Consider the following 26,317-nt stretch of genomic DNA (forward strand, 5'->3'; position numbering starts at 1 on the left):
CCATGGAACTGTTGCTGGAGCCCTTCAGTTACCACTATATGCTCAATGCGATGTGGGTCTCCGCCATGGTCGGGGGACTCTGCGCTTTTCTTTCCTGTTATCTGATGCTGAAAGGCTGGTCGCTGATCGGTGATGCGCTGTCACACTCCATCGTCCCGGGCGTGGCGGGCGCCTATATGCTGGGCCTGCCCTTCGCACTGGGGGCGTTTCTCTCCGGTGGCCTGGCGGCGGGCAGCATGCTGTTGCTGAATCAGCGCACCCGCCTGAAGGAGGATGCGATCATCGGTCTGATCTTCTCCTCCTTTTTTGGTCTTGGCCTGTTTATGGTGTCGCTCAATCCGACAGCGGTAAACATTCAGACCATTGTGCTGGGCAATATTCTGGCCATTGCGCCTGCGGATATCCTGCAGCTGGCGCTGATTGGCGGCATCTCGATCGCGGTTCTGCTGGTTAAATGGAAGGATCTGATGGTGACCTTCTTTGATGAGCAGCACGCCCGGGCGATTGGTCTGCAGCCTGAACGGCTGAAAATCCTTTTCTTTATCCTGCTGGCGGTCTCAACCGTGGCGGCACTGCAGACGGTCGGCGCGTTTCTGGTGATCTGTCTGGTGGTGACGCCGGGGGCAACGGCCTGGCTGCTGACCGACCGCTTCCCGCGTCTGCTGGTTATTGCGGTGGCAATTGGCAGCCTTACCAGTTTTCTCGGCGCATGGGCGAGTTACTACCTGGATGGCGCGACGGGCGGCATCATTGTGGTCGCCCAGACGCTGCTCTTTCTGCTGGCATTCATCTTTGCACCGCGACATGGTCTGCTGGCTAACCGGCGCCGTGGCCGGCATCAGGCTAAAAAGGAGGCAGGCTGATGTGGATAGCTGAACCTTTTCAGTTCGCATTTATGAACAATGCGCTGCTCATCGCGCTGGTGGTGTCCATACCCTGTGCGTTGCTGTCGGTGTTTCTGGTGCTGAAAGGCTGGGCGCTGATGGGCGATGCCATGAGTCATGCGGTCTTTCCCGGCATTGTGCTGGCCTGGATGGTGGGGGCACCGCTGGCGGCAGGCGCGTTTGTGGCGGGGCTGTTCTGTGCTGTCGCCAGCGGCTTTTTGCAGGATAACAGTCGTATAAAGCAGGATACGGTGCTGGGGATTGTGTTCTCAGGCATGTTTGCGGTGGGGCTGATTCTTTATGTCGCGGTGAAACCAGAGGTGCATCTCGACCATATTCTGTTCGGGGACATGCTCGGTATTAACAGAGCGGACCTCATTCAGACGCTGATTATCGCCGTGCTTATCGTGCTGGTGATTGTGGTGAAATGGCGTGATTTTATGCTGTTCAGCTTCGACCCGCAGCAGGCACAGGTAAGCGGTCTGCCCGCGCGCTGGCTGCATTACGGCTTACTGTGTATGGTTTCGCTGACCATCGTCGCTACCCTGAAAGCGGTGGGGATTATTCTGTCGATCTCGCTGTTGATTGCGCCCGGCGCGATCGCGATTCTGCTGACCCGACGCTTTTCACATGCCCTGCTGGTGGCAACCGGGGTATCGGTGCTGGTGTCGCTGAGCGGGGTTTATCTCTCGTTCTTCATCGACAGCGCCCCCGCGCCGACCATTGTGGTGCTGTTTGCCGCGGTATTTATCGTGGCGATGGTCGTGACAGGCCGAAAAACACGGCAGCGCGAGCGTCTTAAAGGTCATCATCACGGCAGCGATGCGGAAACGGGCTGATGCTGAACCGGCCTTCATCCGGGCGCGAATCTGTTCGGGAGCGTTGTCGGTTGCAGACGGCAGCAGATCAGTGCAGGTGCCTGTAAACAAAAACGTCGCGCCCGGAGGGGACGCGACGTTTTTTATTGCTGCTTACTGATTCCGGTTTTCAGGGGTGGGCTTTGTCGGTTCGGGCAACTCTTTGCGTAGTTTTTCGACCTGTTCCGCTTTCACCGGTGGTGCCTGATTACCCCAGCTATTGCGGACAAACGTCACCAGGTCAGCCACCTCCTGGTCGCTGAGACGCCAGGCAAAATCTGGCATCGCCAGCCCGGTCACCGCATCCTTTGTGACCGCCATTTTGCCTCCTCGCAGCACAATGCTGATAACCGACGAAGGGTCATCACTCAGGACCGCAGAGTTACCGGCAAGGGAAGGGAAGGTTTTTGCATACCCCTTGCCATCGAGGCGGTGGCAACCAGAACAGTTATCCATATAGAGTCTGGAACCCGGCATGCTGACATCGCCCCTGATGAGTGCGGCGGTTGTCGCATCTTTGCGGGGTGCAGGAGGCGCTTCAGACGCCGATGAGCCGATTGATTTCAGATAGGTTGCGACCGCATTGAGATCGGACTGGCTCCAGTATTGCGTACTGTGCTCAATCACGTCGGTCATCGAACCAAAAGCAGCCGAGGTATTGGTGCGACCTGTTCTCAGGAATAGCGCGATATCCTCGTTCGACCAGCCGCCCAGTCCCGACTTAACATTCCCCGTCAGATCGGGCGCGTGCCAGCCTTCCAGTGTTCCGCCGGTCAGATAACTTTTTCCCTGCTGATCCAGCGCTTTCTCCTGAAAAGCAATGCCGCGCGGCGTATGACAGGTGCCACAGTGACCCAATCCCTGGACAAGGTAGGCACCCCGGTTCCATGCGTTGCTTTTCGTGGTGTCTGGGGCGTAAACCTTATCGTCGTGAAAAACGCTGTTCCATATGGCCAGAGGCCAGCGCATATTCAGCGGCCAGGGAATGTCGCTTTTTATGTTCTGCTGGTGGACGGGTTTAACGCCATGCATCATATAGTCATATAACGCATGCATATCCTCATCATTGATTTTGGCATAGGCCGTGTAGGGCATCGCCGGATAAAGATGACGTCCATCTTTCGCAATGCCCTCGCGTAAGGCTTTGGCAAAATCGTCGTAGGAATAGTCACCGATGCCGGTCTCTTTATCGGGGGTGATATTGGTTGAGTAGATCGCGCCAATTGGCGTCGACATCTTCAGCCCCCCGGTAAAGCTCGCCCTGCCCGCAATGGAGTGACAGGCAACGCAGTCGCCCGCTGTAGCAATATATTTCCCCTTGCTGATGTTATCCGGCGCAGTCTCTTCCGCAGCAGAGGCGAAGCTAAACAATAAAGTTAATAAGGGCAGTAACTTTACACAGGTTATCTTCATCGTCTTATTCCTTTAAGCCTGAACCATCGGGCCGGGGTTCTTCAGGTAGATCGTTTTTATGGCGTTCGCTGAAAAGAGCGTGGTCGCGCCGACGATTCCGGTTGGGTTATAGGCATGGTTTTGCGGGAAGCAGCTTGCGCCGGCCACGAAAACGTTGGAAACGTCCCAGCACTGAAGATATTTATTCACCACGCTGGTCGCCGGGCTGTCTCCCATGATGGCGCCGCCTGTGGTGTGAGTGGACTGATAAGGGCGAACGTCGTAGTGCGCAGAGAGGGACTTGAACCCCATATCGTAAGCGTCAGGTCCGATCGCTTTGACGATATTTTCCGTTTTGCCCGCCATGAACTGGGTCATCCTGAGTTCATTCTGCTGCCAGTCAAAGGTCATCCTTAACAGCGGCAGTCCGTAACCATCTTTGTAGGTCGGATCGAGGTCGAGATAACACTGTTTATAGGGCATGACGGAGGAGCTGACGCCAATGCTCATGTTATGTAGATAGCTGTCACGGATGGCTTTTTTCCAGCCCGTTCCCCATTTGGGCGCGCTCTTCGGCGTGACCGTCTGTTCAATCGGGCGGCCACCGGTCACATGGGCAGAGACGGTGCTGCCGCCGATAAAGCCCACTCCGGCGTGATCGAAGTTTTCACTGTTGTAATTGTCTATATAGGCCCCTGAGGCACCGGTAGCGGCAAAGTGGTTAAACCACGTCTTTTCATTGAAGAAGAGTTTGGCGCCACCCAGCATCTGATAGGCATAATTCTTTCCAACCACGCCTTCGCCGGTTTCCGGATTGTAGGGTTGGCCAATCTTAGAGAGCAAAAGCAGCCGGACGTTATGGAGCTGGAAGGCACTGAGAATGACCACGGACGCGGGCTGCTCGACTTCACGGCCATTTTCATCGATATAGGTGACGCCGGTGGCCAGTTTGCCCGAACTGTCTTTGTTGACGCGTAACACATGCGATTTACAGCGCAGCTCAAAGTTGTCGTACTGCCTGAGCGCCGGAATAATCGTGGTTTGCGGTGACGCTTTTGAGTAGTTGTAGCAGCCAAATTTTTCACAAAAACCGCAATAGTTGCAGACGCCGAGTGCGACACCATAGGGGTTGGTGTAGGCTTCGGTGCATATCGCCGCCGGGCCGGGGAAGGGGTTATATCCCATCTCTTTCGCAGTTTTTTCAAACAGCATGGCGGAGTACTGATAAAGCAGCGGTTTAGTCGGGAAAGGATTCGCACGCTGCGCTTCGAACGGGTTACCGCCGTCAATGCGCTCTCCATTAAGATTTCCGGCCTGGCCTGAAGCCCCGCAGATCCGCTCAAACTTATCGAAATAGGGTTCCATTTCACTGTAGGTGAAAGGGTAATCCTGGAGGGTCATATCCCCCGGAATAAAGCTGGCACCATATTTCTCGGTGACGACCGTTTTCAGTCTGAGATCGGCTTCCAGAGGACGCCACAATAATCCATTCCAGTGAACGCCCGCTCCGCCGACACCATCGCCCGGCAGGAAAGAGCCCATACGGCGATAGGGCAGAGCCGTATCTTTAGGGGTATGCCTGACCGTGACACTCTCTTTAGAAATGTTCTGAAAGAGTTTAAGTCTTACGCCGTAGGTTAATTCATCAACGATGCGCGGATAGGCGAAATCTGGATAAGTGTCCCGTTGCTCACCCCGTTCAAGCGCGACAATCTTCAATCCCGTTGATGCCAGTTCCATCGCCATCAGCGAGCCCGCCCAGCCAAAGCCAACAATGACTACATCAACCGGTTCTTTTTTAATCGTCATTTTAATGCACCATACTTACCAGAAATACTGACCGGACCTAAGGGATAAGGTTTGTCCGGATTCTCCATCACCTGAATAAAATCCGCGCGTGCGCCCGGAAAACCGATCAGTTTCCAGGATGCCATGGTCTGATTACCGCCATGCACGGGATCGGCTAAATAGCCCTCTTTGGTGTTTTGTAATAACTGAGAGAAAAAGAGTTTTCCGGAGAGAGCGTCGAGGCTTAATTTGCCGGCATCCAGGTCATGTAAAATGGCTTCCTGTTTGTCTCTGGCTAAATCGGCAAAATTATGCTGGAGATTATCACGGCAATATTTATTCAGGCTGGCGATCCCTCTGCGGTAAATATCGCGCGGCACCAGATTAGTCTGGTAGCCCATTTCCGGAATCGACTCCTGAAAAGGGGGGCTCATATACCAGAGGTAGCCATGACCGTAGGGGAGTTCCATCTGTCTGTCGATGTAGACCGGGACACCTTCACTTACCGCCCCGGGGCCGAACTCATCCTCAGGGATCAGCAGGTCGGTAGCCGCTAAAATGAACCGCCACTCGTCGTTATTAAAAAATACCGGGACGTAATGAAACGTTTCCCCTTTTTCTTTGGCCGATGCGACCGCGCTGACTGCTGTTGTTCCCGCGACCGCGGCAATGGGAATGAGTGAAAATGTTTTCCGAAGAAATGATCGTCTGGATGACTTCATCTGGCGCTCTTTTAAAATTTATACCGATTCTTCCTGAGCACAGAGATATTTCTTTCTGTACCCGTTTCCTTTGCTCGCCCTTATCTGAAAAAGGACATAATTAATAACGTTGCGTAATTTTTGTTATGCAATCATCAACTTCAGATTGTGTCTGAGCCTTCCTGGCGGACATAAAAATGAATCCCTGCTGTTTCCATTGATTTTATCCAGTAAAACACCGTTTCGCCTAGTGAAACAGGTGAGTTTTGTTATACACAAGTTTAACAAAGATGTTTTTTTGTTATTAATGTTGTCATTTTGTTGCGGGGGCTTGACGACAGGCGTGATTTTTCACAACACCACCAGCCGCCTGACAGCAAAAGGCCAGGGCAGTAAATCCCCCCTGGCCTGCTGGATCAGATCAGTTAAGCGTACAGATTATGCTGAATGAGGAGATCAGCCAGCGAACCCTCATGGCTGGCAGAGGGGGTGTGATAAAGATCGTATTGATGGCCTTCAATGTTGCGCTGCCCATCCTCACTCCAGACACCGCCTTCAGTGGTACTCAGCGTGACCGCATTGCTCTCTGCCTCTTTTATCGTCATCAACTCACGGGTATCGCCAGTCAGCGGTAACTGCTCTTTTTGCTCCGGCGTAACGCTGTTGCTGCTGAAGGCATTCAGGTCGATGACCCCGCTATTGCTGACTGACAGCCCGAGCGAGGCAAAGTCCAGCGCCTCGTGCGAGCCATTCGGCATCAGGGTGTCGTGACCGGTAACGCTGTCCAGATGGGTAAGCAGATTTAACAGAGAAGGCGAGGGCGTTTCACCGCTTTGTGTCTCTGGTGTGTCGCTATGGCCATCACTGTTGTGATGAAAGGAAGTGCTATCCATCGCGCGCGCAAGTGCTGGCTGTGGATCGGAGGTATAAAGCTCGACGACGTGCGAAACGTGATTAACATTACCTGCCGCATCGCGAATGCTTGCGGTAAGCATATACTCGCCCGGTTCAGCGGTGTGCGCATTCAGCGCCTCAGGCTGAACGGCCCATTTGCCTTTGCTGGTAACGGTGGTTTGCCACTGGTTGTCACCCAGACTGACTGTGACGATATCGCCCGCTTCACCTGTGCCAGATATCCGCTGCTGCAGGCTGCCAGCATTAAGATCGATTTTCTCTCCTTCTGTCAGATGGGTAAAAGCGATCCTGGGGGCGCAGGCATCAGCCTGATAGGTCGTGGTTATCGTAGCCGTGTGGCCTGTTGCGTCAGTCGCGGTCACGACAATGTCGTGCTGACCATGACCGAACCCTTTTTTCATTGTCTCCGGCGTCAGGGACAGGTTCCAGTGGCCATCGTCACTGACCTCAGCAAGGTGATGTTTGCCGCCAGTCATCACGGTGACCTTCTGACCGCTACCGGTTACGCCAGTTGTGCCGGTCAGTGTCGCGCCCTCTTTTTTCTCTGCACGATTGAGCCAGCCGTCACCAAATGGGGTATCAATGACAGGGTCAGGCTCGCCGGGGTGATCCACCACGGGCGGGGTACTGCCGCCGTCGGTGGGATTATCGGGCACGGACGGCACCGGGTCGCCGCTGTTGTCACTGACCGGTGAAGTCAGGTCGACCGTGACGTAGCCACCCTGTTCAAACCAGTTTCCCGCGCCATCCAGCACGCCAAAAGACAGGCTGTTGCCGCCCTGAGAGAGCTCCGACGCGCTGATTTCTGCCCGCCAGCTGCCATCAGGCTGGATCACCGCATAATTCCAGTGAAAGGTATCATCAACCTGTACCGCAAAGGTCTGGAGCGGCAGCGGCGCTTCAAGAGTGCCGCTGATGACGTACCAGGTCTCACCGTCATGCTCTGTCTGATTTGTCTGAGTGATGTCGTTGACCGTCACCTTTGGATTGCTGCTGTTGTAATGCGTAATCAGCAGCAGATCCTGGCTGAGGCTGGTACTGTTACCATTCTGATCCGTTGCGCTGACGTTAATTAGGTAGTTCCCGTCCTGGATAGTCCTGACGTCGCTGTCAGAGAGCTGAACCTGCCACTTATCCTGATAGACGCTGCCCTGCCAGGTTCTGCCGTCCAGGATCAGTTCAACCGGGGTACCGGAGGGGAGATGGGCAGCCGTACCGGAGAAGATAATGCCGTACATCCCCTCCTGATAACTCACCGCATTGTCGCCGGTGACCGGATCCAGCGTCAGCTGCGGTAACGCGTCAGACGCATAGATTTGCACGCTTGCTGAGGCAGAGCGGCTGTTACCCGCTTCATCGGTTGCTTTGGCCACGACAGAGTAACTGCCTTCCTCCATCCCCTGCAGCGTTTCTGCAGGCACCGGGAACTGCCATTGACCGTTCTGATCGACGATGCCACTCCAGTGCAGGGCGCCAAAGGTAACCTCAATCGTGCTGCCCGCCTCACTGCTCCCGGCGATTACCAGCGCGCTGTTGATTTCCTGACTGTCGATCACTCCATCCCCGGCCAGCGGATCAATCCTGACAAGCGGATCCTGCGTATCGGTAATAAAGGTTGCCTCACTGGTTCCAGACTGGCCCCAGCGATCGGTGGCGGTCACCGTGATGGTATGGTTCCCCTCTGCTAACTCTGCGTCTGCCAGCTGGAGGGCAGAGAGCGAGACAGACCAGTTGCCCAGGCTGTCCACGGTGCCCGCATAGTTAACCCCATCCACGTCCAGGGTGATCTTCTGGCCCGCCCCAGTCACGCCGGTAGAGCCGCTCAGCGTTACGGGTTCATAGCGCTCACTGGCGTTCATCAATCCATCGCCGAACGGCGTGTCGATGGTCGGCTGAGGCGGGGTTGCATCAGACGGCGGAACTGACGGCTCGACGGTGATCGCTTTGCTGGCGGTAGTCGTACCGCCAGCGCTGTTTTCAAAGGTGACGCTGATGCGGTTAGATCCGACCGGCAGCGCCTGCAGATCGGCAGCCGGCAGGATGACGCTCCAGCTGCCATCCGCTGCCAGGGTTGTCGTATAGGACTGACCATTCAGCATAATGGTCAGCGTGCTCTCTGCGGCAAGATTTTCTGTGGTGCCGCTGAACGTTTGTGATGTGAGTTTCTCTTCGGCGCTTAATACTCCGTCACCGGTAAAGCTGTTAATGGTTAAAGATGGCGGGGCACTCACGGGCGGAACCGGCGTGCCACCGTCGGCTGGTGGAGTATTGCCGCCATCCGCTGGATTGTCGTCGGTGATCGGCGGAACGTCACCCCCGCCCTCAACCGGCGTGGTGAGGTCGACTGTGACATAACCACTCTGTTCAAACCAGTTTCCCGCACCATCCAGCGCGCCAAACGACAGGCTGTTGCCACCCTGAGAAAGCTCCGACGCGCTGATTTCCGCCCGCCAGCTGCCATCCGGCTGGATCACCGCATAATTCCAGTGAAAGGTATCATCAACCTGCACAGCAAAGTTTTTGAGCGGCAGCGATGTTTCCAGGGTGCCGCTAAGGAGATACCAGGTGTCTCCGTCATGCTGTACCGCATCCGCCAGCGTGATGTTATTAACGGTGACTTTTGGATTGCTGCCATTGTAGTGGGTGATCAGCAGCAGATTCTGACTCAGGCTGGTACTGTTACCCTCAGGGTCCGTTGCGCTGACGTTAATAAGGTGGTTGCCGTCCTGAATAGTCCTGACGTCGCTGTCAGAAAGCTGAACCTGCCACTTATCCTGATAGACACTGCCCTGCCAGGTTCTGCCGTCCAGCGTCAGTTCAATCGGAGTGCCGGAGGCAAGGTGCGCGGCGGTGCCGGTGAAGAGAATGCCGTAGATCCCCTCCTGGTAACTCACTGCATTGTCGCCGGTAACGGGATCCAGTGTCAGCGCCGGTAACGGAATCGCGGCAGTGGTTGCCTTCACATCGTCAGACGCAGCGGGCGCGCTTAAAGTGGAAGTTTCAGCAGCGGACGCCAGCGTTAAGGTGGCGTTTTTTTCGCTGCTGCTAACCCCCGGAGTGACAGTTGCACCGTTTAACGCCGGATCTGTCGGAGCCAGGTAGAGGCTTTCTGTGGTTTCCACCGTTGATAAGGCGGGCTCAGGCTCTGCCACAGGCTGGGTCGGGAGGGGCGTTAAGGATTTCGCATGGTCAGAAGAATGCCACTCTGGCGTAAGCGTGGCGACACTCTGCGTATCGGCTGTGAAATCCCGGCCAAATCGCGCCTGATGCAGTAAATTTCCCTCCTGAAAACGCAGCGTACTCTGCTGGCCTGCAAAATCAGTGAAGAAGTTCTGATAGCGAAGCGAGTCGCTTTCCTGCAGGTTGAGAATGAGATCCTGCCCCTGTTTCTGATAAGAGGAAACCTGAGACGGCGGGCCCTGAAGCGTAATAATCGCGGGTTCATTCAGAACAGAGTGTAATTTGTCTGCAGTAAACTGAGACACTGTCTGACCGTTTGTCAGCGAAACAACTGTGACGCGGCCCGTGCCTGAAAATGCCATGGAAATCTCCGTATATACCAGGTTGTGAGTAGGCGATGCCTTTAAAATAAAGCGCGACTTTATTTATTTCAGGCACGCAACGGCCAGCGTCCAATAAAGTTATAGAGCCGGGCCCGGTACTCAACGGATCAGACGTCATCCGTAGCAAGGATAAGGGTTAAAATCAGAGCCAGATTAACTATTCCGTTTGGAAAAGAGAATTTATCTGCTGGCAAGATAAAATAGCACCACTCATTGCAAGAGGTCGGGCGTCGGCTCATTTAAGCTTTATAGACTTTAACGACTTTTCGTCATTAAAAACGTGAACGGTTGACGCTGGGTAGAGATAAACTAATCCCCGTCTGCATGCGTGGCTATTAGGGAAAATCTGGAATTTTCCCGTTTTGCGTTAATGCTTCAGGGTGGTTTAAATATTCTTTGAAAAATTAGCCTGAAGCTTTTCATTTCACGGCTGAATTTCCCGGACGTTAAAACCATAAAATCTTATTCGTCCTGTGACTATTCTTCCGCTGAAGGGTTATCTTTTTCAGAAGAATAGTGCTGATAAACGCACGCCAGCTTATGTCCGTCAGGATCGCGCAGATAGGCAACATAGAAATCGGGTCCGTACGCGGTTCGTGTTCCTGGCTCGCCTTCATCCTTTCCTCCCGCAAGGAGGCCAGCGGCATGAAACCGTCTGACAATGTCGGCATTATCGGCGCTGAAAGCGAACATTGTTCCGTTTCCCGCCGTTGCGGGCTGACCGTCAAAGGGAGGACAGAGGCAGAAGCTGAATCCTTCATCCGGATTATTTCCTTTCCCCCACATTGCCCAGCCTTCTGTCCAGGCAGGCTGCCGTTCATAGCCCAGGACGTCGAACAGAGCGTTATAAAATTCAACGGAGCGCTGAAAGTTATTGGTTCCTGTCGTGATATAAGCCAGCATTTTCTTGCCTCCTGTTACCGGTTGTGAGCAGACCTTTTACCTTTCAGAGTAGCAACCAATAATTTCCCCTGATATGCCTGTTAACGGTTTGGGGTGAGGGCTGCCTGATATCAGCAGTAATGTCGGCTTTCTGTTATCTGCTTTGCGCATTCCCTTACATTGCTCTCAGATAAAGAGTCTTTCCCTTATAAGATGGCGAATAAAACCTTTCTTTAACATTTGTATTGCACGACATGTGAAATAATTTTATTACTATTTAATCACTTATGCGCTGCTGCGCGCGGGATGCATTCATAAAACAGAATAAGGAGATTTATGACAACTAAACCCGTCGCAGAGGAGGGCGCGGCGCCAGGATTAATTCAGACGCTGAAATCTTTTCCGGCAACAGTTCATGCGCTGCTCTTTTTTACGCTGGTCATCCGCTTCAGCTATTTCATGGCCTGGCCTTTTATCTCCGTGATCATGGCACAGCATTATCATATGTCACCGATTGCGATTGGCGTGGCGATGACCAGCAGCGCACTGTTTTCAGTGGTGCTGGGTATGTATGGCGGGCAGATCTCAGACAGGCTGGGTCGACGCGTCATTCTCCTCATGGGCTGTGGTTTTTCTGCGCTGGGCTATATCATTCTTGCTCAGGCCGCAGGCATCGGACTGTTTTTCATTGGCCTGATGATCATCGGCATTTCCTTTGCCTGGGTTGACCCTCCTCTGCGCGCACTCATGAGTGATTTGCTGGTGGACCGCCGTCGCAGAGCGCTTGCCCTGCAAATGCGCTACTACCTTATCAACGTCGCCGCGGTATTTGGTCCGCTGACCGGAATTGCGTTCGGGCTTACCTCTCAGAAGGGCACATTCCTGATTACGGGTTTGTCGTATATCCCTTTTTTCGTTTACGTCCTGCTATTTGTGCCCGCGGGCAAATTGCTGAAAGCGTCACAGGCTGGCAGTGAGGTTTCGTTAAAACTGCATCAGGTCGTACGTATTATTGCCAGGGACAAAATCTATATTGCCGCGCTGCTGTGCAGCATTTTGTGCAGTATTGTATTCATCCATTACGAAGCCATCCTGCCCCAGTACCTCCTTTTACTGGATGGGGACGCCGCCATAAAACTGGTTACTCTGATACTGGTGACGAATGCCTGCACCGTTCTGGTCTTTCAGACGTTTATCATGCGGTTTCTGGCACCCGTTTCCCTGCCAAAACGCATTCTTCTGGGCGGGTTAATTTTCGCACTTTCGCAAATCTGCTTTTTTTGTACGCGTTCGACGGAGATCTGGCTCTGGCTGACAGTGACCTGTGTGTTCAGTGTCGGAGAAGCGATCCTGATGCCGAACCTGAACATCCTGCTTGATCAACTGGCACCGGCAGCGCATCGGGGGGCTTATCTGGGTGCCTCAATGCTGTCGTCTCTGGGAATTTCTGTCGGGCCGTTAATTGGTGGGGTAATGCTGGCGATGACTGGCGCGGGTGTCTTTATCTGCACGGCGCTGCTTAGCCTGCTGATATGCGCGATTATTTATACTTACAGAGGCAAAATGCTGGCGCGTCTGACGGAGTGATCTCAACAGGCGTCGGCGCCTCGCGCGGCCCCCGGGTTATGCAGAAGCGCAGTGGGGCAGTATCTTCTGATGAGAGTGAAATAACCGGCCACGTTAGGCATCGGGTGAGGTTTTTTATTGCTGACAGGCGCGGTCACAGGCGGGGTGGTGCGGTAAATAAATTCCCCGCCTGAGGTTAATTTCAGTGGAGATTTTCTTTCACTTCGCCACAGGCCGGGGGACGTTGAGAATAGAGGTACTCGTATAAGAGCAGCATTCCTACCGGATTATCATCCAGATTTTCGAAATCCACATGAAGCTTATCCAGAAGATACTTCCTCAGATCGTCCGGGGTCATGTTTTTATGGGCAGCCAGTGCCCGGCATAACTGGGTCACGATCTCGCACTTCACTGCGTACGGCACATCAGGATTATAAATTTCCGGAACGGAGTGGGTCTGATTCATTTCGATACCCTCTATAAACGCATGGTCTGACTGAGAGGACAGGGTGCCCGCTGATTTGAGACAAGATATAGCAAGGATAAGACCTGGTGTAAATTGAGAACCCTATTGCGGTTATGCACAGGGATTTGAGTTCGGGCAGGCTGCAGAGGACACCCTGACAGCAATTTTATGTTAAACCCAACGTACAGAACCTGACATATTCCAAAATGCTCCCGAAGTTCAGGGATTTAAGAGCAAACGTTAAACAGGGGATTTAATTCATGATATTTAACATACGGGATGCAGATCTGACGGATTCAGGAATATTGAATGAGCTCGGCTACAACATTTATCGCTCTCATTTCAGCCACATGTGGATTTCAGAATCCGAAATGAATGTATTTCTAGATGCTGAGTACTCGTATCCTGCGCTTGAAAAAAGTCTGCAAGATCCCAGCACATCGTGGTATCTGGCAGAAGCACATCACCCTATCGGCTTTGCAAAGATCACCTGGGAAAGCTGTATACCAGAGACTTCTATTTCAGGTGTCTTACTTAATAAGCTATATCTGATACCCACAGAGACGGGTAAGAACTACGGAAAGATGATGTTTGAAAGATTCATAGCGATTGCGCAAAACCGTGGAAAAAAGTACCTGTGGTTGAAAGTACTTGAGCAGAATGAGCGAGCTTACAGATTCTATGAAAAACAGGGGATGCTACATGTCAAAGACACAGTTCTCAGCACAGCTTCCCAACAGAGCACGCTAAAGATAATGGGGATGCCTATCTGAGTTCGCAGCCGGGTTGTGATCTTTCAATGTGGTGGTAATAATCTGACGTCGAGTTTATGACGTTCGCTTTTCACTCATAGCGGACCTTCAACCTATAAGAATGCCATTTTGTGCCAGAAGCGGACTTCTTAATATATTTCTTAAGCGAGATTCTTCGAGTAGCCGCTAACGCGCATGTGTGCTCGCATTTATTCCTTTGAACCAGCGCGGTAACAGTTACAGTTGGGGTATTTCCAGAGCGTTAACTGCATGCACGACCTCAAAGCCAGAGTATGCGTTTATTCAGTTTGCACAGAGACGAGTCACAAGGCGCAGATGCCTGACTGCATTGATACCTGAGAAATCAGCCGGCGCTGGCCGACTGATTTGCCCTTTTACAACGCATGAATCACGTCGTTTATTTAAGATGTTCCTTCAGCTCTGCTGACGCCTGGCTAATCGCCGTTCGCACCGTTGGCTCTTTACTCAGAGCATTCAGCAAACCAAAGTCATGGATCATGCCGTTGTAGCGCGTGACGGTTACCGGCACACCAGCAGCATCCAGTTTTCGGCCAAATGCTTCCCCTTCATCACGCAGTACATCCAGCTCGGCAGTCTGAATCAGCGTTGGCGGCAAACCCGCCAGCTCGGCTTTGGTTGCGCGCAGCGGCGAGGCCAGAATGTTACTCCTCTCCTTTTCTGAGGTTGTGTAGTTGTCCCAGAACCACTTCATCATGTTTCGCGTCAGAAAATAGCCATTGGCAAATTGCTTATAAGAGGCATCATCGAAATGGGCATCGCTAACAGGCCACAGCATCACGTCATAGCGTATTGCCGGTGTTTTATGTTGTTTAGCCTGTAACGCGACGGCAGCAACCATGTTTCCGCCCACGCTGTTCCCCACCAGTGCCAGACGCTTACCGTCCACGCCAATTTCACTGCCATATTCGGCCACCCATTTTGTTGCCTCATAAGCCTGGGTAATCGCAACCGGATAATGGGCTTCAGGTGAAGGTGTGTAGTTCACAAATACCGCCGCAGCACCGGACTCATTAACGAGATCGCGAACCAGACGCTCGTGTGTAGGAAAGTCACCCAGTACCCAGCCACCGCCGTGGAAAAACATGAACACCGGTAACTCGCCAGAGGCACTGGCAGGTTTCACTATCGTCAGCGTCAGCGGTTTGCCCATTACCGTGATGGTTTTTTCAGCGATCCGGGCGGGCGGCAGTGGGGCACCTTTCTGCGCTCCGGTCAGTACTGCGCGGGCCTCTTCAGGGGATAAGGTCTCCATGGGCTTTCCGCCACTGCTGTTAAGTGCGTTAAGGAACGTCGCCACGCCAGCGGTAGGTTGCGGCACGTTTTCAGCAGAATCAGCCCAGGCTGACGTCATCTGACTGGCTAACAATAAAGCACCTGCGGTAATTTTTATTTTCATGACGGCTTTCCTTATGTTTGCTATTAAGTAGTGTGCTATTTAGTTTGGTTACACTGACATCAAATGACCTTATTGTAAACTATTAAATAGCGAGCGATGTAAATGGCGATGTTATCGATACAGAAGGAACACTTCGGACTGATTCCCGTCCAGACAAGACAGGAGAGGGGGGCGATCAGACGTGCGCACCGATTAAACATTACGGCTCAGCTAAGTCGTTGATAAAGGATACGATGTGTCCTTCGATCTGACTCTTCGCGCAATTTCTTCCAATACGAATTACAGATCGACTGCTTAACTGGTCGGGTAAACGGGGATGTTAAGACGATTAGAGGCTTTACATTATGATCGAGTTTTCGAATGGCTTCTTACTGAGCCTTTCACTGTGTCTTGATATCGGGATTGCCAATATTGCGATGATCACCCTTGCCATGCAACGCGGATATTTTCATGGTTTCTGGCTGGGAATGGGGACGTGTGTGGGTGATCTGGCATATGCATTACTGGCGCTGGCGGGCATGGCCGTACTGCTTCAGTATGAAGTCGTTCGCTGGATACTGTGGATCGGGGGTGGCGCGATGCTTCTCTGGTTCGCAGGCAAAATGCTGATAGCTGCTTTCAGAAACGCTTCGGAGCCTGACGTGAGCGAAACGCATCACTCCCGTCCGCTCATACGTGAATTCGGGCGTGGTGTAGTGCTTGCCATGTCCTCTCCCTCGGCCATTCTCTGGTTTGCGACCGTGGGCGGTGCGCTGATCTCCCGGATGGGTCCGCACAATGTTGCCGCTACCTCCTGGTTTCTGGGAGGATTTTTCATTGCGGGCATGTTCTGGACGTGTGTCCTGTGCCTGGTGGGAAGTTTTGGCGGCAAACTGCTGGGTCAACGCCTGCTTAAATATTCCTTTATCGCCTCGGCGATCATATTCAGCTATTTTGCGCTTTACGTGATTGTCTCAGGGTACCGGGAATTTATAGTGGCCTGATCTGACCTGCGAAGCATAGTGATGGGGAGTAATTCCCATCACTTTGCGAAATGCATTAATGAAATGACTCTGATCGTAAAATCCCAGCATGATTGCCGCATCAAGCGGATGTACATTTCTGCGAAGCAGGTCGCGGGCCTGGTGCAGACGAAGCTGCATGTGATATTGCAGAGGCGGCATACCTGTGTGCCGGGTGAAGACGCGAACAAGATGATATTTACTCATCCCTGCCAGCTGAGCGAGCATCTCAAGCTGCGGTCTTATGCTAAGGTGCTCCCGCAGGTAGCCAATAACAAGGTTGATTTTCTGCTCATCTCCCTGCTGAAGTAGAGCTGGCGACTCAAGCAGCTCACCACAAAGTAAAATCAGTTCCTGCTCCTCATCCATGCCCCGATCAAGCCGGGCCGATGATGCAAAACGGGTCAGCGCGTCAAACAGGCGGGTGTTATTGATTATGCCTTCGCGCAGAACCGGGGCTTCGTGAGCGCTATTGAGATTCTCCTCCTCAGCCAGCTTTTTTATCAGAGCCTGAGGTATGTGTACGCTGATAAATTCAACTGCGTGAGTATCAAAACGTGAAGCCTGAATCGTTCCCGGATTGTATAAGGTAACCTGCCCACTTTTGACATAAGCGGTTTTTCCCGCCAGCCAGATTTCCTCTACCCCCGTCAGGTTTGCACTGATGACATATTCATCGTGGAGATGTTTCGGAAAGCCAGAGTTACGGGCTCTGACCCGTGAACACTCTATACCGTTCCGGCTAAACCACTCTGCGGATTCTAATGACAATGCTTCTGGCCTTATTCAGCATTCAGGAATAGTTATTGATAAAACCATTTACTGAGTGCCTTATCAACAGGTGTAATGCCAGTAAAACATTTCCTGCAGGCACGGTCTCTGGTGTCAGGAGATTGCCAGCTCTGGACAACTGCCCAGGATTAGATACGTCTGTCGATAGTCAGTCCCGAATGGAAGAATGTTTAATGCATCGTCGATGCGGTCATATCATGAAGAAGGTCTCATTCGTCCTTTTTCGTCGAGCTTTAGCCAACCTTTAACCATCTGACCAGACTGCGCACCCCGGTAACGTTGTGATGCGATTCCGGCGCATCATCAGGCAGGGGTAAATCAGAGGGATTCAGGATTTCCACCACCGCGCCCATGCCGTCAGCAGACGACCGGCTTACTCTGCGGCATAGCTGAGCCATAAAAGATCAGGATTGATGGTGGCTCCCGCTTCAGCAATGCGCTGATCAAAGCATTCAGTGTTCAGGGCTGAAAATTGTTCCATTTTCTTCTGCGGAGGAATTGGGTGGTTTTAAACTCAACACATATGAACTAACATATGTGTTTTCGATGCGCGGAGTGGAAAATGCTACAGCCTGTTCAGCTTTTTAAAATCCTGTCAGATGAAACACGGCTCGCCATCGTGATGCTTCTGCGGGAATCCGGAGAACTGTGCGTGTGCGATATCTGTGCAGCCACGGCCGAATCACAGCCCAAAATATCACGCCATATGGCGCTTCTTCGCGAGGCGAAGCTTGTGCTTGATCGTCGGGAAGGTAAGTGGGTCCACTATCGTCTGTCACCGCATATACCGGCGTGGGCCGCTGAGACAATCACGACGTCCTGGCTGTGCCTGCGGGAGGAGGTGCGAGAATGGCTGGCAAAATCGGCCTGCACCTCCTGCTGAGGCTGGAAACATATTTATGTAATCATATGTAATGGAGTCTGAAATGTTACTGGCTGGAGGGATATTTCTACTGACGCTGATATTGGTGATCTGGCAACCCAGAGGGCTGAGTATTGGCTGGAGCGCAAGTATCGGAGCTGCGCTGGCGCTCGGAACCGGCGTCATCCATATCGCTGATATTCCCGTTGTCTGGAATATCGTCTGGAATGCGACAGCGGCATTCATTGCGGTCATCATCATCAGCCTGCTGCTCGATGAGTCCGGCTTCTTTGAATGGGCCGCTCTGCATGTCTCCCGCTGGGGTAACGGACGTGGCCGCCTTTTATTTACCTGGATAGTCCTGCTGGGTGCCGCTGTTGCTGCATTGTTTGCCAATGACGGTGCCGCGCTGATCCTGACGCCAATTGTCATTGCGATGCTGCTCGCGCTGGGATTCAGCCAGGGCACAACACTGGCCTTTATCATGGCGGCAGGATTTATTGCAGATACGGCCAGTCTGCCGCTCATTGTTTCTAACCTGGTCAATATTGTCTCGGCAGACTTCTTTGACCTGGGCTTTACGCAGTACGCCTCCGTTATGGTGCCCGTGAATCTGGCAGCGATTGTGGCCACGCTGGTGATGCTGCATCTCTTCTTTCGCAGGGATATTCCGGCGACCTATGACGTTTCGCTGCTGAAGACGCCAGCCAGTGCGATAAAAGATCTGGCAACCTTCAGGGCGGGCTGGATCGTCCTGTTATTGTTGCTTGTCGGTTTCTTTGTTCTGGAACCGCTGGGCATCCCGGTCAGTGCGATAGCAGCGGCTGGCGCAGCAGTGCTGTTTGTGGTGGCGAAAAGAGGCCATGCCATTAACACCGGGAAAGTCCTGCGCGGCGCACCCTGGCAGATCGTTATTTTCTCGCTTGGCATGTATCTGGTCGTCTATGGCCTGCGCAATGCAGGGCTTACGGAGTATCTGTCTGGCGTGCTGGATCTGCTGGCAGACAAGGGTTTATGGACAGCGGCGTTCGGTACCGGCTTCCTGACGGCGTTTCTCTCATCAGTAATGAACAATATGCCGACAGTTCTGATTGGCGCGCTGTCGATTGACAGCAGCACGGCGACCGGTGTCGTCAAAGAGGCAATGATTTATGCCAACGTGATTGGCTGCGATTTAGGGCCGAAAATCACCCCGATTGGCAGTCTGGCTACCCTGCTGTGGCTGCACGTGCTTGCCCGGAAAAATATCACGATTACCTGGGGTTATTACGTGCGAACCGGCATTGTCATGACTGTGCCCGTTCTGTTTGTCACTCTGGCGGCGCTGGCGTGGCGGCTCTCTGTCACTTTGTAATGAGATACTGATGTGAGCAACATAACCATCTATCACAACCCGGCCTGTGGCACCTCACGCAACACGCTGGAAATGATCCGCAACAGCGGTAACGAACCTGCAATAATTTATTATCTCGACACGCCCCCGACCCGTGATGAGCTGATCAAACTTATTGCAGATATGAGGATTACGGTGCGCGCCTTGCTGCGTAAAAACGTTGAGCCTTATGAACGTCTGGGTCTTGATGAAGAGACATTCAGTGATGAGCAGTTGATTAATTTCATGCTTCAATATCCGATTCTGATTAATCGACCGATAGTGGTTTCGCCGCTGGGCACTCGTCTTTGCCGCCCTTCAGAGATCGTGCTGGATATTCTGCCGGAAGGTCAGAAAGGCGCGTTTACAAAAGAGGATGGCGAGAAGGTTATTGACGAAACGGGGAAGCGGGTAAAGTAATCCGTCCACTTCAGGTGAATGGACGCCTGGTGACGCTATAGGGCGTCCGCTTTTCGCTCAAGGCTAAGCTCATTTATATATGGGGCCAAAGAGTCAAGGGCTGTGGTTGGGCTAAACCCCGGCTCGACTGTGGCATTTTTTCAGTGACAGGGAGTAAACATGGAAGTAACAGTAGAAATATGTCCGCCAGATGAATGGGAATCCATGGTGAAAATTTTTACCGAGATGGAAGAGCACTACTATGGTAAGGGCATTATTCAGGAAGCACTGTTGAAGCATTATCTCAGTAACCGACTCTTCAGTCCGCTCTCCGCTACGCTGGTGCTCAGGGCGCGTCGCGATGCTGAAATCACTGGGCTGGCGTGTTGCACTATTCTCTATCCCTCGCCGCGGTACAGTGGCGAAATGCACATTAAAGAGCTGTATGTCTCCCGGCGTGAGAGAGGTAAGGGCACGGGTAAATCCCTCATGCGTTTTATGGCGAAACTCGCTCTGAAGCATGAGTGTCGTAGCCTCAGCTGGAATGCCGAGAAATCAAACGCTGATGCAAACCGTTTTTATCAGTCATTAGGGGGCAAAATAAATAGCGATATCGTGAATTATTATCTTCATGGTCACCTCCTCAGTGAACTGGCTTCCGGCAGTCCGGCACTGTCTGGCGACTCTGCCGGTCAGCCTGTCGCACCGATTTGGCCTGTGAGCAGGGCAGAGGGACCTGCGGAATAGTGATATCGGGTCCGGAGTGCCTGAAGCGGGCCAGTCACCTGCACGCTGCCTGAGTAAGCATTCACGGCCAGGGGTGTGTATGTATGCTGGCTGAGAAAATCGCGAAGTCAGAAAAGGGCTTCTTTAATGCTGATTTCCTCTACCCGGAGGATTGAGGACATGTCGAAACCTTTCATGTCAGACCTGAAGGCCTCGCTGGTCATATACTCCTGATTTATAGCCTGCATGTCAGCTCCCTCATGATAGGTCACGGTGGCAATGACCTGACACTCATCACTCAGATAGACATGATTGACATATATATTAAAAGCGGGAAGAGAAATCATATGCCGGGGCCAGTGTGTACGGAAATAAATTTCTGCTGACTGTCTGTCTTTGAGTGTGTAAATCCTGACCTGTTTCATCTCATCCATCCTGTTGTGGTAGTTTTCATTAAAACGACCCGTCAAAGCATACTCACATTATTTTTTAGTAAATTAGCAAAAGACCACTTTCCGCCAGGATATGACATTTATAGCGAGGATTTTTTTAACATCGCGGATGACGTTTCTTCTCTGAGTACCTCTTAAATAACACTCATTCCGAATTTAAGATGCTGACAAGGCCGGCGTAAATGATGGAGTGAGGCGAAGGGGCCGAAGGCAGGATTTTTTATCTATTGCACATCAGTGCAGACACCTCTGCGAGGTGTCTGCACTTTTCAGACGTTATGCGTCGCCATCCCCGCAACCCAGACCCAGTGACGGATCGTCACAGCTTTTGTTAATCTCCAGATGGTGATGCCAGGCGGCCAGTTTTACCGCGCTTGCATCAACAGAAGCCCCCGGTTTTTTTACAGATACGCTTCCGGCTGAAGCTGAATCAGGGATTATCTGAGAAGGCTGCTCTTTGGCAAACGAAGCGCCCTGTAAACCGGCCATGACGACTGCTGCTAAAGCTGTCGTTTTAAGCGCGTTTTTAATCACAGATGCCGACATAATAAATCCTCTTAGCTTGAGTAATGGGACGCTGTCAGCTCTGAGTTGAGCACAGCGCATGGGAAAAAAAATCATAAATCTGAGCGCAGAACACGATATATAAGCCATACTAGGCAGGCGTCGGTTAATAAGCATTTCTGCCATAAAATTTTATTACGTCATTTACGATGTACGGTTATTCAGATTATATGACTGGCGCGGCGCGGTCAGGGTCATCACTGACAAAGCGGGCACCTTCCTTTTTCAGAATAATCCCGAACGCATTAACAGAATCGGAAACGCATTGCGTAAAACAGGTAATAATTCGTTGTGACTTAAACTACCGTAAGTCACGTCTGGAAATATACTCACAAAAGCTGAGTTTGATGTTTCATTCGTTTTTATAGCGTGTAGCGTTATTTCCAGGTGTTACATAAAACATAACCATGATACTTAAATGACAGCCAGCGACTCAATCAGCGGTAAAAAATAAAGTCTCATATCAATAACCTGGTAATAATTAGCCACTTAATCTTTAAAAAGATATTCTCCATGCGGCATTTATAATTCATCATGTACAAACAATTGCGAAGCTGTCACATAAGTTCCATCTGGTTCCAGAGGCCAACCCGTGAAGAGCAGGATAACGTTGCGCATAAAAGCGGTTAAAAGCCTGCTCTGCTTCTATTCCGGCGACAGGCGTTGATGCATACAGGCGCATCATCCCGGAGGTGAAGATAGCGCTGATTCAGTACCTCGCGCGGCTGCTGCTCAGGCGTGGAAAAACCGTCGGTGGCGGCAGTGACGCCGGTTCATCCGGCACGTTATTCAGCATGCGCAAAAAGGACCCGGCCCAGGCATGGCTGTTGTGTATATGCAGGATGTTCATCAGACGGGCATGCAGATTTCGCCGTTCGCGTAACGGCATCTGCAATGCAGTATGTACCGCACTGGCCATGCCGTCAGGATCGTAAGGGTTAACGGTGATGGCCCCCTCCAGCTGCTCGGCTGCACCGGCAAACTGGGAGAGGATCAGCACGCCGGGATTATTCGGGTCCTGCAGAGCGACATACATTTTGGCCATCAGGCTCATGCCCGCCATTAATGGCGTCACCAGCGCCACGCGTGAGGCACGATAGATCCCGGCCTGTTCCTCGCGGCTGTAAGCCTGCGTCAGATAGTTCACCGGATACCAGTTCATGGCGCCATGTACCCCGTTAAACTCTCCGCAGCGCGCCTCCAGTGCCTGGCCCACTGCGGAGGCATCATGTTCGTGTCCGGCTGCCGGTGAGGCCAGTTGCAGCAGCGTAATGTTTTTCTGATAGCAGTCATGTCTGCGCAGCAACACTTCAAGGGTGCTGATTCGGTAAGGCAGGCCTGAACTCTCATCAAGATGGCCGCCGCTGAGCACCCTGTTTTCCGGCAGGCTGTCGCGGCACTGCATCTCCATAAAGGCACAGCTGTTGCTCTCGCGCAGAGCCTGGACATCATCCAGGTCAATCCCCACCGGAAATACGCCCACCCTGATAATCCGGCCGTGAACACGAAAACAGTGCGACTCCAGGCGTTCAGTCCGGAATTCCCCCTCCAGCCAGACGATAAAGTTATTCATATCCTGCACGGTCTGAAAGCCAATCAGATCGCAACACAACAGCGACTCCGTCAGCCAGCGCCATTCAGGAATGGTTTCAAATATTCTGCCCGCGGGGAAAGGCTGATGCAGGAAAAAACCCACGGGCTGGGTCAGCCCCTCTTCACGGAGAAAAGCGGCACAGCCAAGCAGGTGATAATCCTGAATCCAGATAACATCATCGGGCGTGATGTTTTCACAAATCGCGCGCGCAAAGGCTTTGTTAAGACTTTTATACGCCTGGAAGCCGCTGGCGGAAAACCAGGCCATGTCGGGGCGCTGATGAAAAACGGGCCAGAGCCCTTTGTGAATATAATGGCGATACCCTTCATTCAGCTCGCCCGGCGTCATCGGGAAGGTAACGGTTTCATACTGGCCTGTCTGCTGCACGGCGCAGGGTCTTGGTGCATCGTCAGGGATGACGCTGCTTTTGCCATCCCAGCTAATCCAGAGTCCTCCCTGTCGGGAAAGAATGCCGTCATAGATAGCTGTAAGCGTCGAACGTTGACACTGATTATGAGAAACAAGGATCAGGCCTGACATGATGTATTCCTTAAGGGCCGGCTGCAGGCAGGCAAAAGCGCCGCGCAGCCTGTCGCTGTTAATCGGAGGTCGGAGAATAAACTGAAGAAAACCGCTCATGCGTGTGCGCCCCGACGGCTTAATGCCTGCTGGCGCTGTTTGTGCAAACCGGGGTGTGATTCCCGTCATGCAGCGTCGTCACGTAGACGCCGGGTAATGATGGAAAAGCCATAAATCCGTTGCGTTCGAAAAAGTCCGGAACGGGCTCGCCCATGGCGATGATATTACGGCAGCCTCTGGCGCCGGGATGCGACAGGCAACAGTGCAGCAGCCATGAGCCGAGCCCGACGAAACGATACTCGGGCGAAATGAAGAGATTCCTGATCACCCAAGTTTCCACCATGTCGGTCACGACCCGGGCAAAACCGATTTGCCGGCCATTGCGGTAAAGACCAAAACAGAGGCTGCTGTTCAGCGCCAGCGTCAGTGAGCGGGCATCCGGGAGGGTTGCGCCCAGCCACTGCGCAATCAGGCGCGTGTTCAGCAGCGTCGGATCCGTATTGACCTCAATGGCATCTCTGAACCATTTGCGGGGTGAGATAAGACGCAGGCGCTGTTGTTCAGCAAGCTCAGCCACGGCAGCATCGCTGCCTCCCGCGATGGAATAGGGCTTAGTAAAACATTTCATCCACGACTTCCCTGAACATGGGCGCAGAGGCGCCCGGAGTCGCTAATTAAAACGTTCAGCCCGTAAAAAAGGCGTAAAAAGAACCGGATGAAGTGTAAAAACGCTGCAAATCAGTCACCAGACTTTTAAGGAATCGAAAATCGGGCGTGCAGCAGCGACCTCTGATCCTGGCCTTATCACCTCATGCGCCTGGCGATGAAGGCCGCGTGACCTTGCCCTGGAAAATGACCGGTCCGGACGGTCCGCTTAACGTTGATCCTCCAACCGGTTCCAGGCTTATCGCCAGGACCGTCTGATGATCTAACGTACCAGGAGGAAGCGGGAAAACGTTATGGTCAGGGTGCGTAATGAGGCCCAGCGATCGCGGCGGGGCACTGCCTCTGATCAGCCACAGCTGCAGGTTCTTGTTTTGCGGCAGCGTAATGTTAAGCGCAGAAAGCTGAAGGTGCGAAGCGGCCCTGTCCAGCGTCACCACAAATTGTGCATCGGGCTGCGTGCCACTGAGAACCGCAATCGGCTGCTGCGTCTCGGGAATCTCCGGCTTGTCCAGGTAAGTAAAAAGGAGCAGACCCGAGAGTGCCGCGGCAAGGCCCCAGCCCAGCCAGAAGCCGGGATGGCGGAGCGGCAGTTTTGTGGTGGCAGCGTTCCGGTTAATATCCCGCTCAATCTGCCGCCAGACAGCCGCGCGAGGTGTGGCCTCCGGGGTGATCAGATCGATACCGCTGAACGCTTTCTGCCAGTGCAGCACCTCCGCGGCAAAGGCGTCATCTTCAGTCAGGAGTTTATCCAGCCTGAGACGGGTTTCCGGGTCGCTGAGTCCCAGGACATATTCTGCCGCCATCAGATCGTCGTGTTCGGGACCATTCATAGGCCTATGCACTCCCGAAGGTGAGTTAACGCGCGCCGGATCCAGCTTTTTACCGTTCCTTCAGGCTGCCTCATGGAGAGGGCAATCTCACTCTGGGACAGGCCACGGTAGTAGGCGAGCGAGAGGCTTTGTCGCTCTTCAGCAGGTAAGTGTGCCATACAGTGCTGAAGCCGCCGCGCCTCTGCATGACTCTCATCGGCGGGAAGAGATGTCTGAAAACCCGCTTCCGCTTCGCCGATCTCTTCCATGGAGCAGCACCGGTTCTCATGTTTACGCAGGAAATCGATCGCCCGATTACGGGCAATGTGACTCAGCCAGATGTGCGGTTCACTGCGCCGCTCATCGTAATAGGTTGCTGACTGCCAGATTTGAATAAAGGTATCGTGCAGGATCTCTTCTGCCCAGTCCCGCCGTCTGACCATCCGCAGAATAATGCCGTAAAGTCGGGGCGAGAGGACGCGGTAAAGCTGCGCGAGTGCCGCTTTGTCGCCGCAGGCTATCCGGTTCATTAAGTCGCCCTGAATCGGGGGCACATTTTTTGTCATCGGCTTCCCTGTGAAAGGTGTGGCCACCGTGCTGGTGGCCACACACAGTATAGGTAATGCGTTATGGCATCAGCACGGTGTCGATCACATCGATAACGCCGTTACTCTGGTTAACATCATACGTTGTAATGCTGGCAATATTGCCCTGCGCATCTTTGAGCTGGATGTTATGCGGGCCATTTGCCATCACCCACAGCGACGCACCATTTACCGTTTTCAGCTCGGCCTTGCCGCCACCCGCTTTGATCTTCTTCTCCAGCGCTTGCATATCCAGTTTTCCTGAGACCACATGGTAGGTCAGGATGCTGGTGAGTTTCTGTTTGTTCTCAGGTTTCAGCAGAGAGTCGACCGTGGCCTGCGGCAGTTTTTCAAACGCCTCATTGGTGGGTGCAAAAACAGTGAACGGGCCTTTGCCTTCGAGCGTCGGGACCAGCCCGGCGGCTTTAACGGCAGCCACCAAGGTGGTGTGGTCCTTTGAGTTAACGGCATTCTGTACGATATTTTTCGACGGGTACATGGCGGCACCGCCGACCATCACCGTGTCGCTGCTCATGCTCGCCGCGTAAGTGGCACTGCTGAAAACTAAAGCTGAAAAAATCAGAGTTGGCAGGAATGCTTTCATTTTCACTTCCCTCATTGAGTTTGCAGACAGGGCCAGATTGCCCCTGTCTGTTAATACGAATGAGCAGGGAAAACGGATGAAAGAAATTTAAAATATTTTTCTGTTACCC

The 26,317-nt window shown here is 52.8% G+C and carries 24 protein-coding genes; 9 read left to right on the forward strand and 15 right to left on the reverse strand.

Annotated features, from left to right (window positions below):
• Nucleotides 1-2: 2 nt before the first annotated feature.
• Both sitC and AC6I7A_RS19625 read left to right on the forward strand, forming a co-directional pair.
• A complete protein-coding gene (sitC, locus tag AC6I7A_RS19620) occupies nt 3-863 on the forward strand; it encodes an iron/manganese ABC transporter permease subunit SitC (protein ID WP_046102811.1) in 861 nt (286 codons plus the stop codon).
• A complete protein-coding gene (locus tag AC6I7A_RS19625; protein ID WP_058957274.1) occupies nt 863-1,723 on the forward strand; it encodes a metal ABC transporter permease in 861 nt (286 codons plus the stop codon). Before sitC ends, AC6I7A_RS19625 begins: the two co-directional genes overlap by 1 nt.
• A gap of 132 nt (nt 1,724-1,855) precedes the next feature.
• On the opposite strand, the gene AC6I7A_RS19630 is transcribed toward AC6I7A_RS19625, so the two are convergent.
• The 5 genes from AC6I7A_RS19630 to AC6I7A_RS19650 form a co-directional block, all read right to left on the reverse strand.
• Complete coding sequence (locus tag AC6I7A_RS19630) at nt 1,856-3,154, reverse strand: c-type cytochrome (protein WP_058957275.1); 1,299 nt, start codon at nt 3,152-3,154, stop codon at nt 1,856-1,858.
• Between the two features lie 12 nt (nt 3,155-3,166).
• Nucleotides 3,167-4,942 (reverse strand): GMC family oxidoreductase, encoded by a 1,776-nt coding sequence (locus AC6I7A_RS19635; RefSeq protein ID WP_058957276.1) that lies wholly within the window; start codon nt 4,940-4,942, stop codon nt 3,167-3,169.
• Nucleotides 4,939-5,643, reverse strand: a complete 705-nt coding sequence (locus AC6I7A_RS19640) for a gluconate 2-dehydrogenase subunit 3 family protein (protein WP_009092780.1) — start codon at nt 5,641-5,643, stop codon at nt 4,939-4,941. The genes AC6I7A_RS19635 and AC6I7A_RS19640 overlap by 4 nt, the downstream gene beginning before the upstream one ends.
• A 404-nt stretch (nt 5,644-6,047) precedes the next feature.
• Nucleotides 6,048-10,079: an Ig-like domain-containing protein gene (locus tag AC6I7A_RS19645; protein WP_498004932.1), complete on the reverse strand. Its 4,032-nt coding sequence runs from the start codon at nt 10,077-10,079 to the stop codon at nt 6,048-6,050.
• A gap of 498 nt (nt 10,080-10,577) precedes the next feature.
• Nucleotides 10,578-11,003 carry a VOC family protein gene (locus AC6I7A_RS19650; RefSeq protein ID WP_058957048.1) on the reverse strand — a complete coding sequence of 142 codons (426 nt, stop codon included), beginning with the start codon at nt 11,001-11,003 and terminating at the stop codon, nt 10,578-10,580.
• A gap of 315 nt (nt 11,004-11,318) precedes the next feature.
• Between AC6I7A_RS19650 and AC6I7A_RS19655 the strand changes: the two genes are divergently transcribed.
• The gene (locus AC6I7A_RS19655; RefSeq protein ID WP_058957049.1) at nt 11,319-12,569 is read left to right on the forward strand and encodes an MFS transporter; all 1,251 of its coding nucleotides are present in this window, start codon (nt 11,319-11,321) and stop codon (nt 12,567-12,569) included.
• A 181-nt stretch (nt 12,570-12,750) separates the two neighbouring features.
• Here AC6I7A_RS19655 and AC6I7A_RS19660 read toward each other — a convergent pair whose 3' ends face one another.
• A complete protein-coding gene (locus AC6I7A_RS19660; protein WP_058957050.1) occupies nt 12,751-13,014 on the reverse strand; it encodes a hypothetical protein in 264 nt (87 codons plus the stop codon).
• Nucleotides 13,015-13,274: 260 nt separating this feature from the next.
• Here AC6I7A_RS19660 and AC6I7A_RS19665 point away from each other — a divergent pair, with 260 nt between their 5' ends.
• Nucleotides 13,275-13,787 carry a GNAT family N-acetyltransferase gene (locus tag AC6I7A_RS19665; RefSeq protein WP_058957051.1) on the forward strand — a complete coding sequence of 171 codons (513 nt, stop codon included), beginning with the start codon at nt 13,275-13,277 and terminating at the stop codon, nt 13,785-13,787.
• Between the two features lie 397 nt (nt 13,788-14,184).
• Here the strand turns inward: AC6I7A_RS19665 and AC6I7A_RS19670 are convergent, their stop codons facing one another.
• Nucleotides 14,185-15,204: an alpha/beta hydrolase gene (locus tag AC6I7A_RS19670; RefSeq protein WP_058957052.1), complete on the reverse strand. Its 1,020-nt coding sequence runs from the start codon at nt 15,202-15,204 to the stop codon at nt 14,185-14,187.
• A 344-nt stretch (nt 15,205-15,548) separates the two neighbouring features.
• Here AC6I7A_RS19670 and AC6I7A_RS19675 point away from each other — a divergent pair, with 344 nt between their 5' ends.
• Nucleotides 15,549-16,187 (forward strand): LysE family transporter, encoded by a 639-nt coding sequence (locus tag AC6I7A_RS19675; protein WP_058957053.1) that lies wholly within the window; start codon nt 15,549-15,551, stop codon nt 16,185-16,187.
• Here the strand turns inward: AC6I7A_RS19675 and AC6I7A_RS19680 are convergent.
• Nucleotides 16,158-16,976, reverse strand: coding sequence for an AraC family transcriptional regulator (locus tag AC6I7A_RS19680; RefSeq protein WP_498004936.1), 819 nt, complete (start codon nt 16,974-16,976; stop codon nt 16,158-16,160). The genes AC6I7A_RS19675 and AC6I7A_RS19680 overlap by 30 nt on opposite strands.
• 583 nt (nt 16,977-17,559) lie before the next feature.
• Here AC6I7A_RS19680 and AC6I7A_RS19685 point away from each other — a divergent pair.
• From AC6I7A_RS19685 to AC6I7A_RS19700, 4 genes are all read left to right on the forward strand, one after another.
• Nucleotides 17,560-17,880, forward strand: a complete 321-nt coding sequence (locus AC6I7A_RS19685; protein ID WP_058957055.1) for a transcriptional regulator — start codon at nt 17,560-17,562, stop codon at nt 17,878-17,880.
• 43 nt (nt 17,881-17,923) lie between these two features.
• On the forward strand, nt 17,924-19,213 hold the full coding sequence (locus AC6I7A_RS19690) for an arsenic transporter (RefSeq protein ID WP_058957056.1): 1,290 nt from the start codon (nt 17,924-17,926) through the stop codon (nt 19,211-19,213).
• 12 nt (nt 19,214-19,225) lie between these two features.
• Nucleotides 19,226-19,651, forward strand: coding sequence for a glutaredoxin-dependent arsenate reductase (gene arsC, locus AC6I7A_RS19695; RefSeq protein WP_058957057.1), 426 nt, complete (start codon nt 19,226-19,228; stop codon nt 19,649-19,651).
• Between the two features lie 159 nt (nt 19,652-19,810).
• A complete protein-coding gene (locus AC6I7A_RS19700) occupies nt 19,811-20,377 on the forward strand; it encodes a GNAT family N-acetyltransferase (RefSeq protein ID WP_072215476.1) in 567 nt (188 codons plus the stop codon).
• 107 nt (nt 20,378-20,484) lie between these two features.
• On the opposite strand, the gene AC6I7A_RS19705 is transcribed toward AC6I7A_RS19700, so the two are convergent.
• The 7 genes from AC6I7A_RS19705 to AC6I7A_RS19735 form a co-directional block, all read right to left on the reverse strand.
• The gene (locus AC6I7A_RS19705; RefSeq protein ID WP_058957058.1) at nt 20,485-20,781 is read right to left on the reverse strand and encodes a hypothetical protein; all 297 of its coding nucleotides are present in this window, start codon (nt 20,779-20,781) and stop codon (nt 20,485-20,487) included.
• Between the two features lie 303 nt (nt 20,782-21,084).
• Nucleotides 21,085-21,498: a hypothetical protein gene (locus AC6I7A_RS19710; RefSeq protein WP_230200834.1), complete on the reverse strand. Its 414-nt coding sequence runs from the start codon at nt 21,496-21,498 to the stop codon at nt 21,085-21,087.
• Between the two features lie 583 nt (nt 21,499-22,081).
• Nucleotides 22,082-23,506, reverse strand: a complete 1,425-nt coding sequence (locus tag AC6I7A_RS19715; RefSeq protein WP_058957148.1) for an alpha,alpha-trehalose-phosphate synthase (UDP-forming) — start codon at nt 23,504-23,506, stop codon at nt 22,082-22,084.
• Between the two features lie 118 nt (nt 23,507-23,624).
• Nucleotides 23,625-24,173, reverse strand: coding sequence for a GNAT family N-acetyltransferase (locus tag AC6I7A_RS19720; protein ID WP_058957060.1), 549 nt, complete (start codon nt 24,171-24,173; stop codon nt 23,625-23,627).
• A 181-nt stretch (nt 24,174-24,354) separates the two neighbouring features.
• Nucleotides 24,355-25,041 (reverse strand): anti-sigma factor, encoded by a 687-nt coding sequence (locus AC6I7A_RS19725; RefSeq protein WP_058957061.1) that lies wholly within the window; start codon nt 25,039-25,041, stop codon nt 24,355-24,357.
• Nucleotides 25,038-25,586, reverse strand: a complete 549-nt coding sequence (locus AC6I7A_RS19730; protein WP_058957062.1) for a sigma-70 family RNA polymerase sigma factor — start codon at nt 25,584-25,586, stop codon at nt 25,038-25,040. Before AC6I7A_RS19730 ends, AC6I7A_RS19725 begins: the two co-directional genes overlap by 4 nt.
• 61 nt (nt 25,587-25,647) lie before the next feature.
• Nucleotides 25,648-26,208: a fasciclin domain-containing protein gene (locus AC6I7A_RS19735; RefSeq protein WP_058957063.1), complete on the reverse strand. Its 561-nt coding sequence runs from the start codon at nt 26,206-26,208 to the stop codon at nt 25,648-25,650.
• Between the last annotated feature and the right edge of the window lie 109 nt (nt 26,209-26,317).

This window comes from Type-F symbiont of Plautia stali (assembly GCF_059731105.1).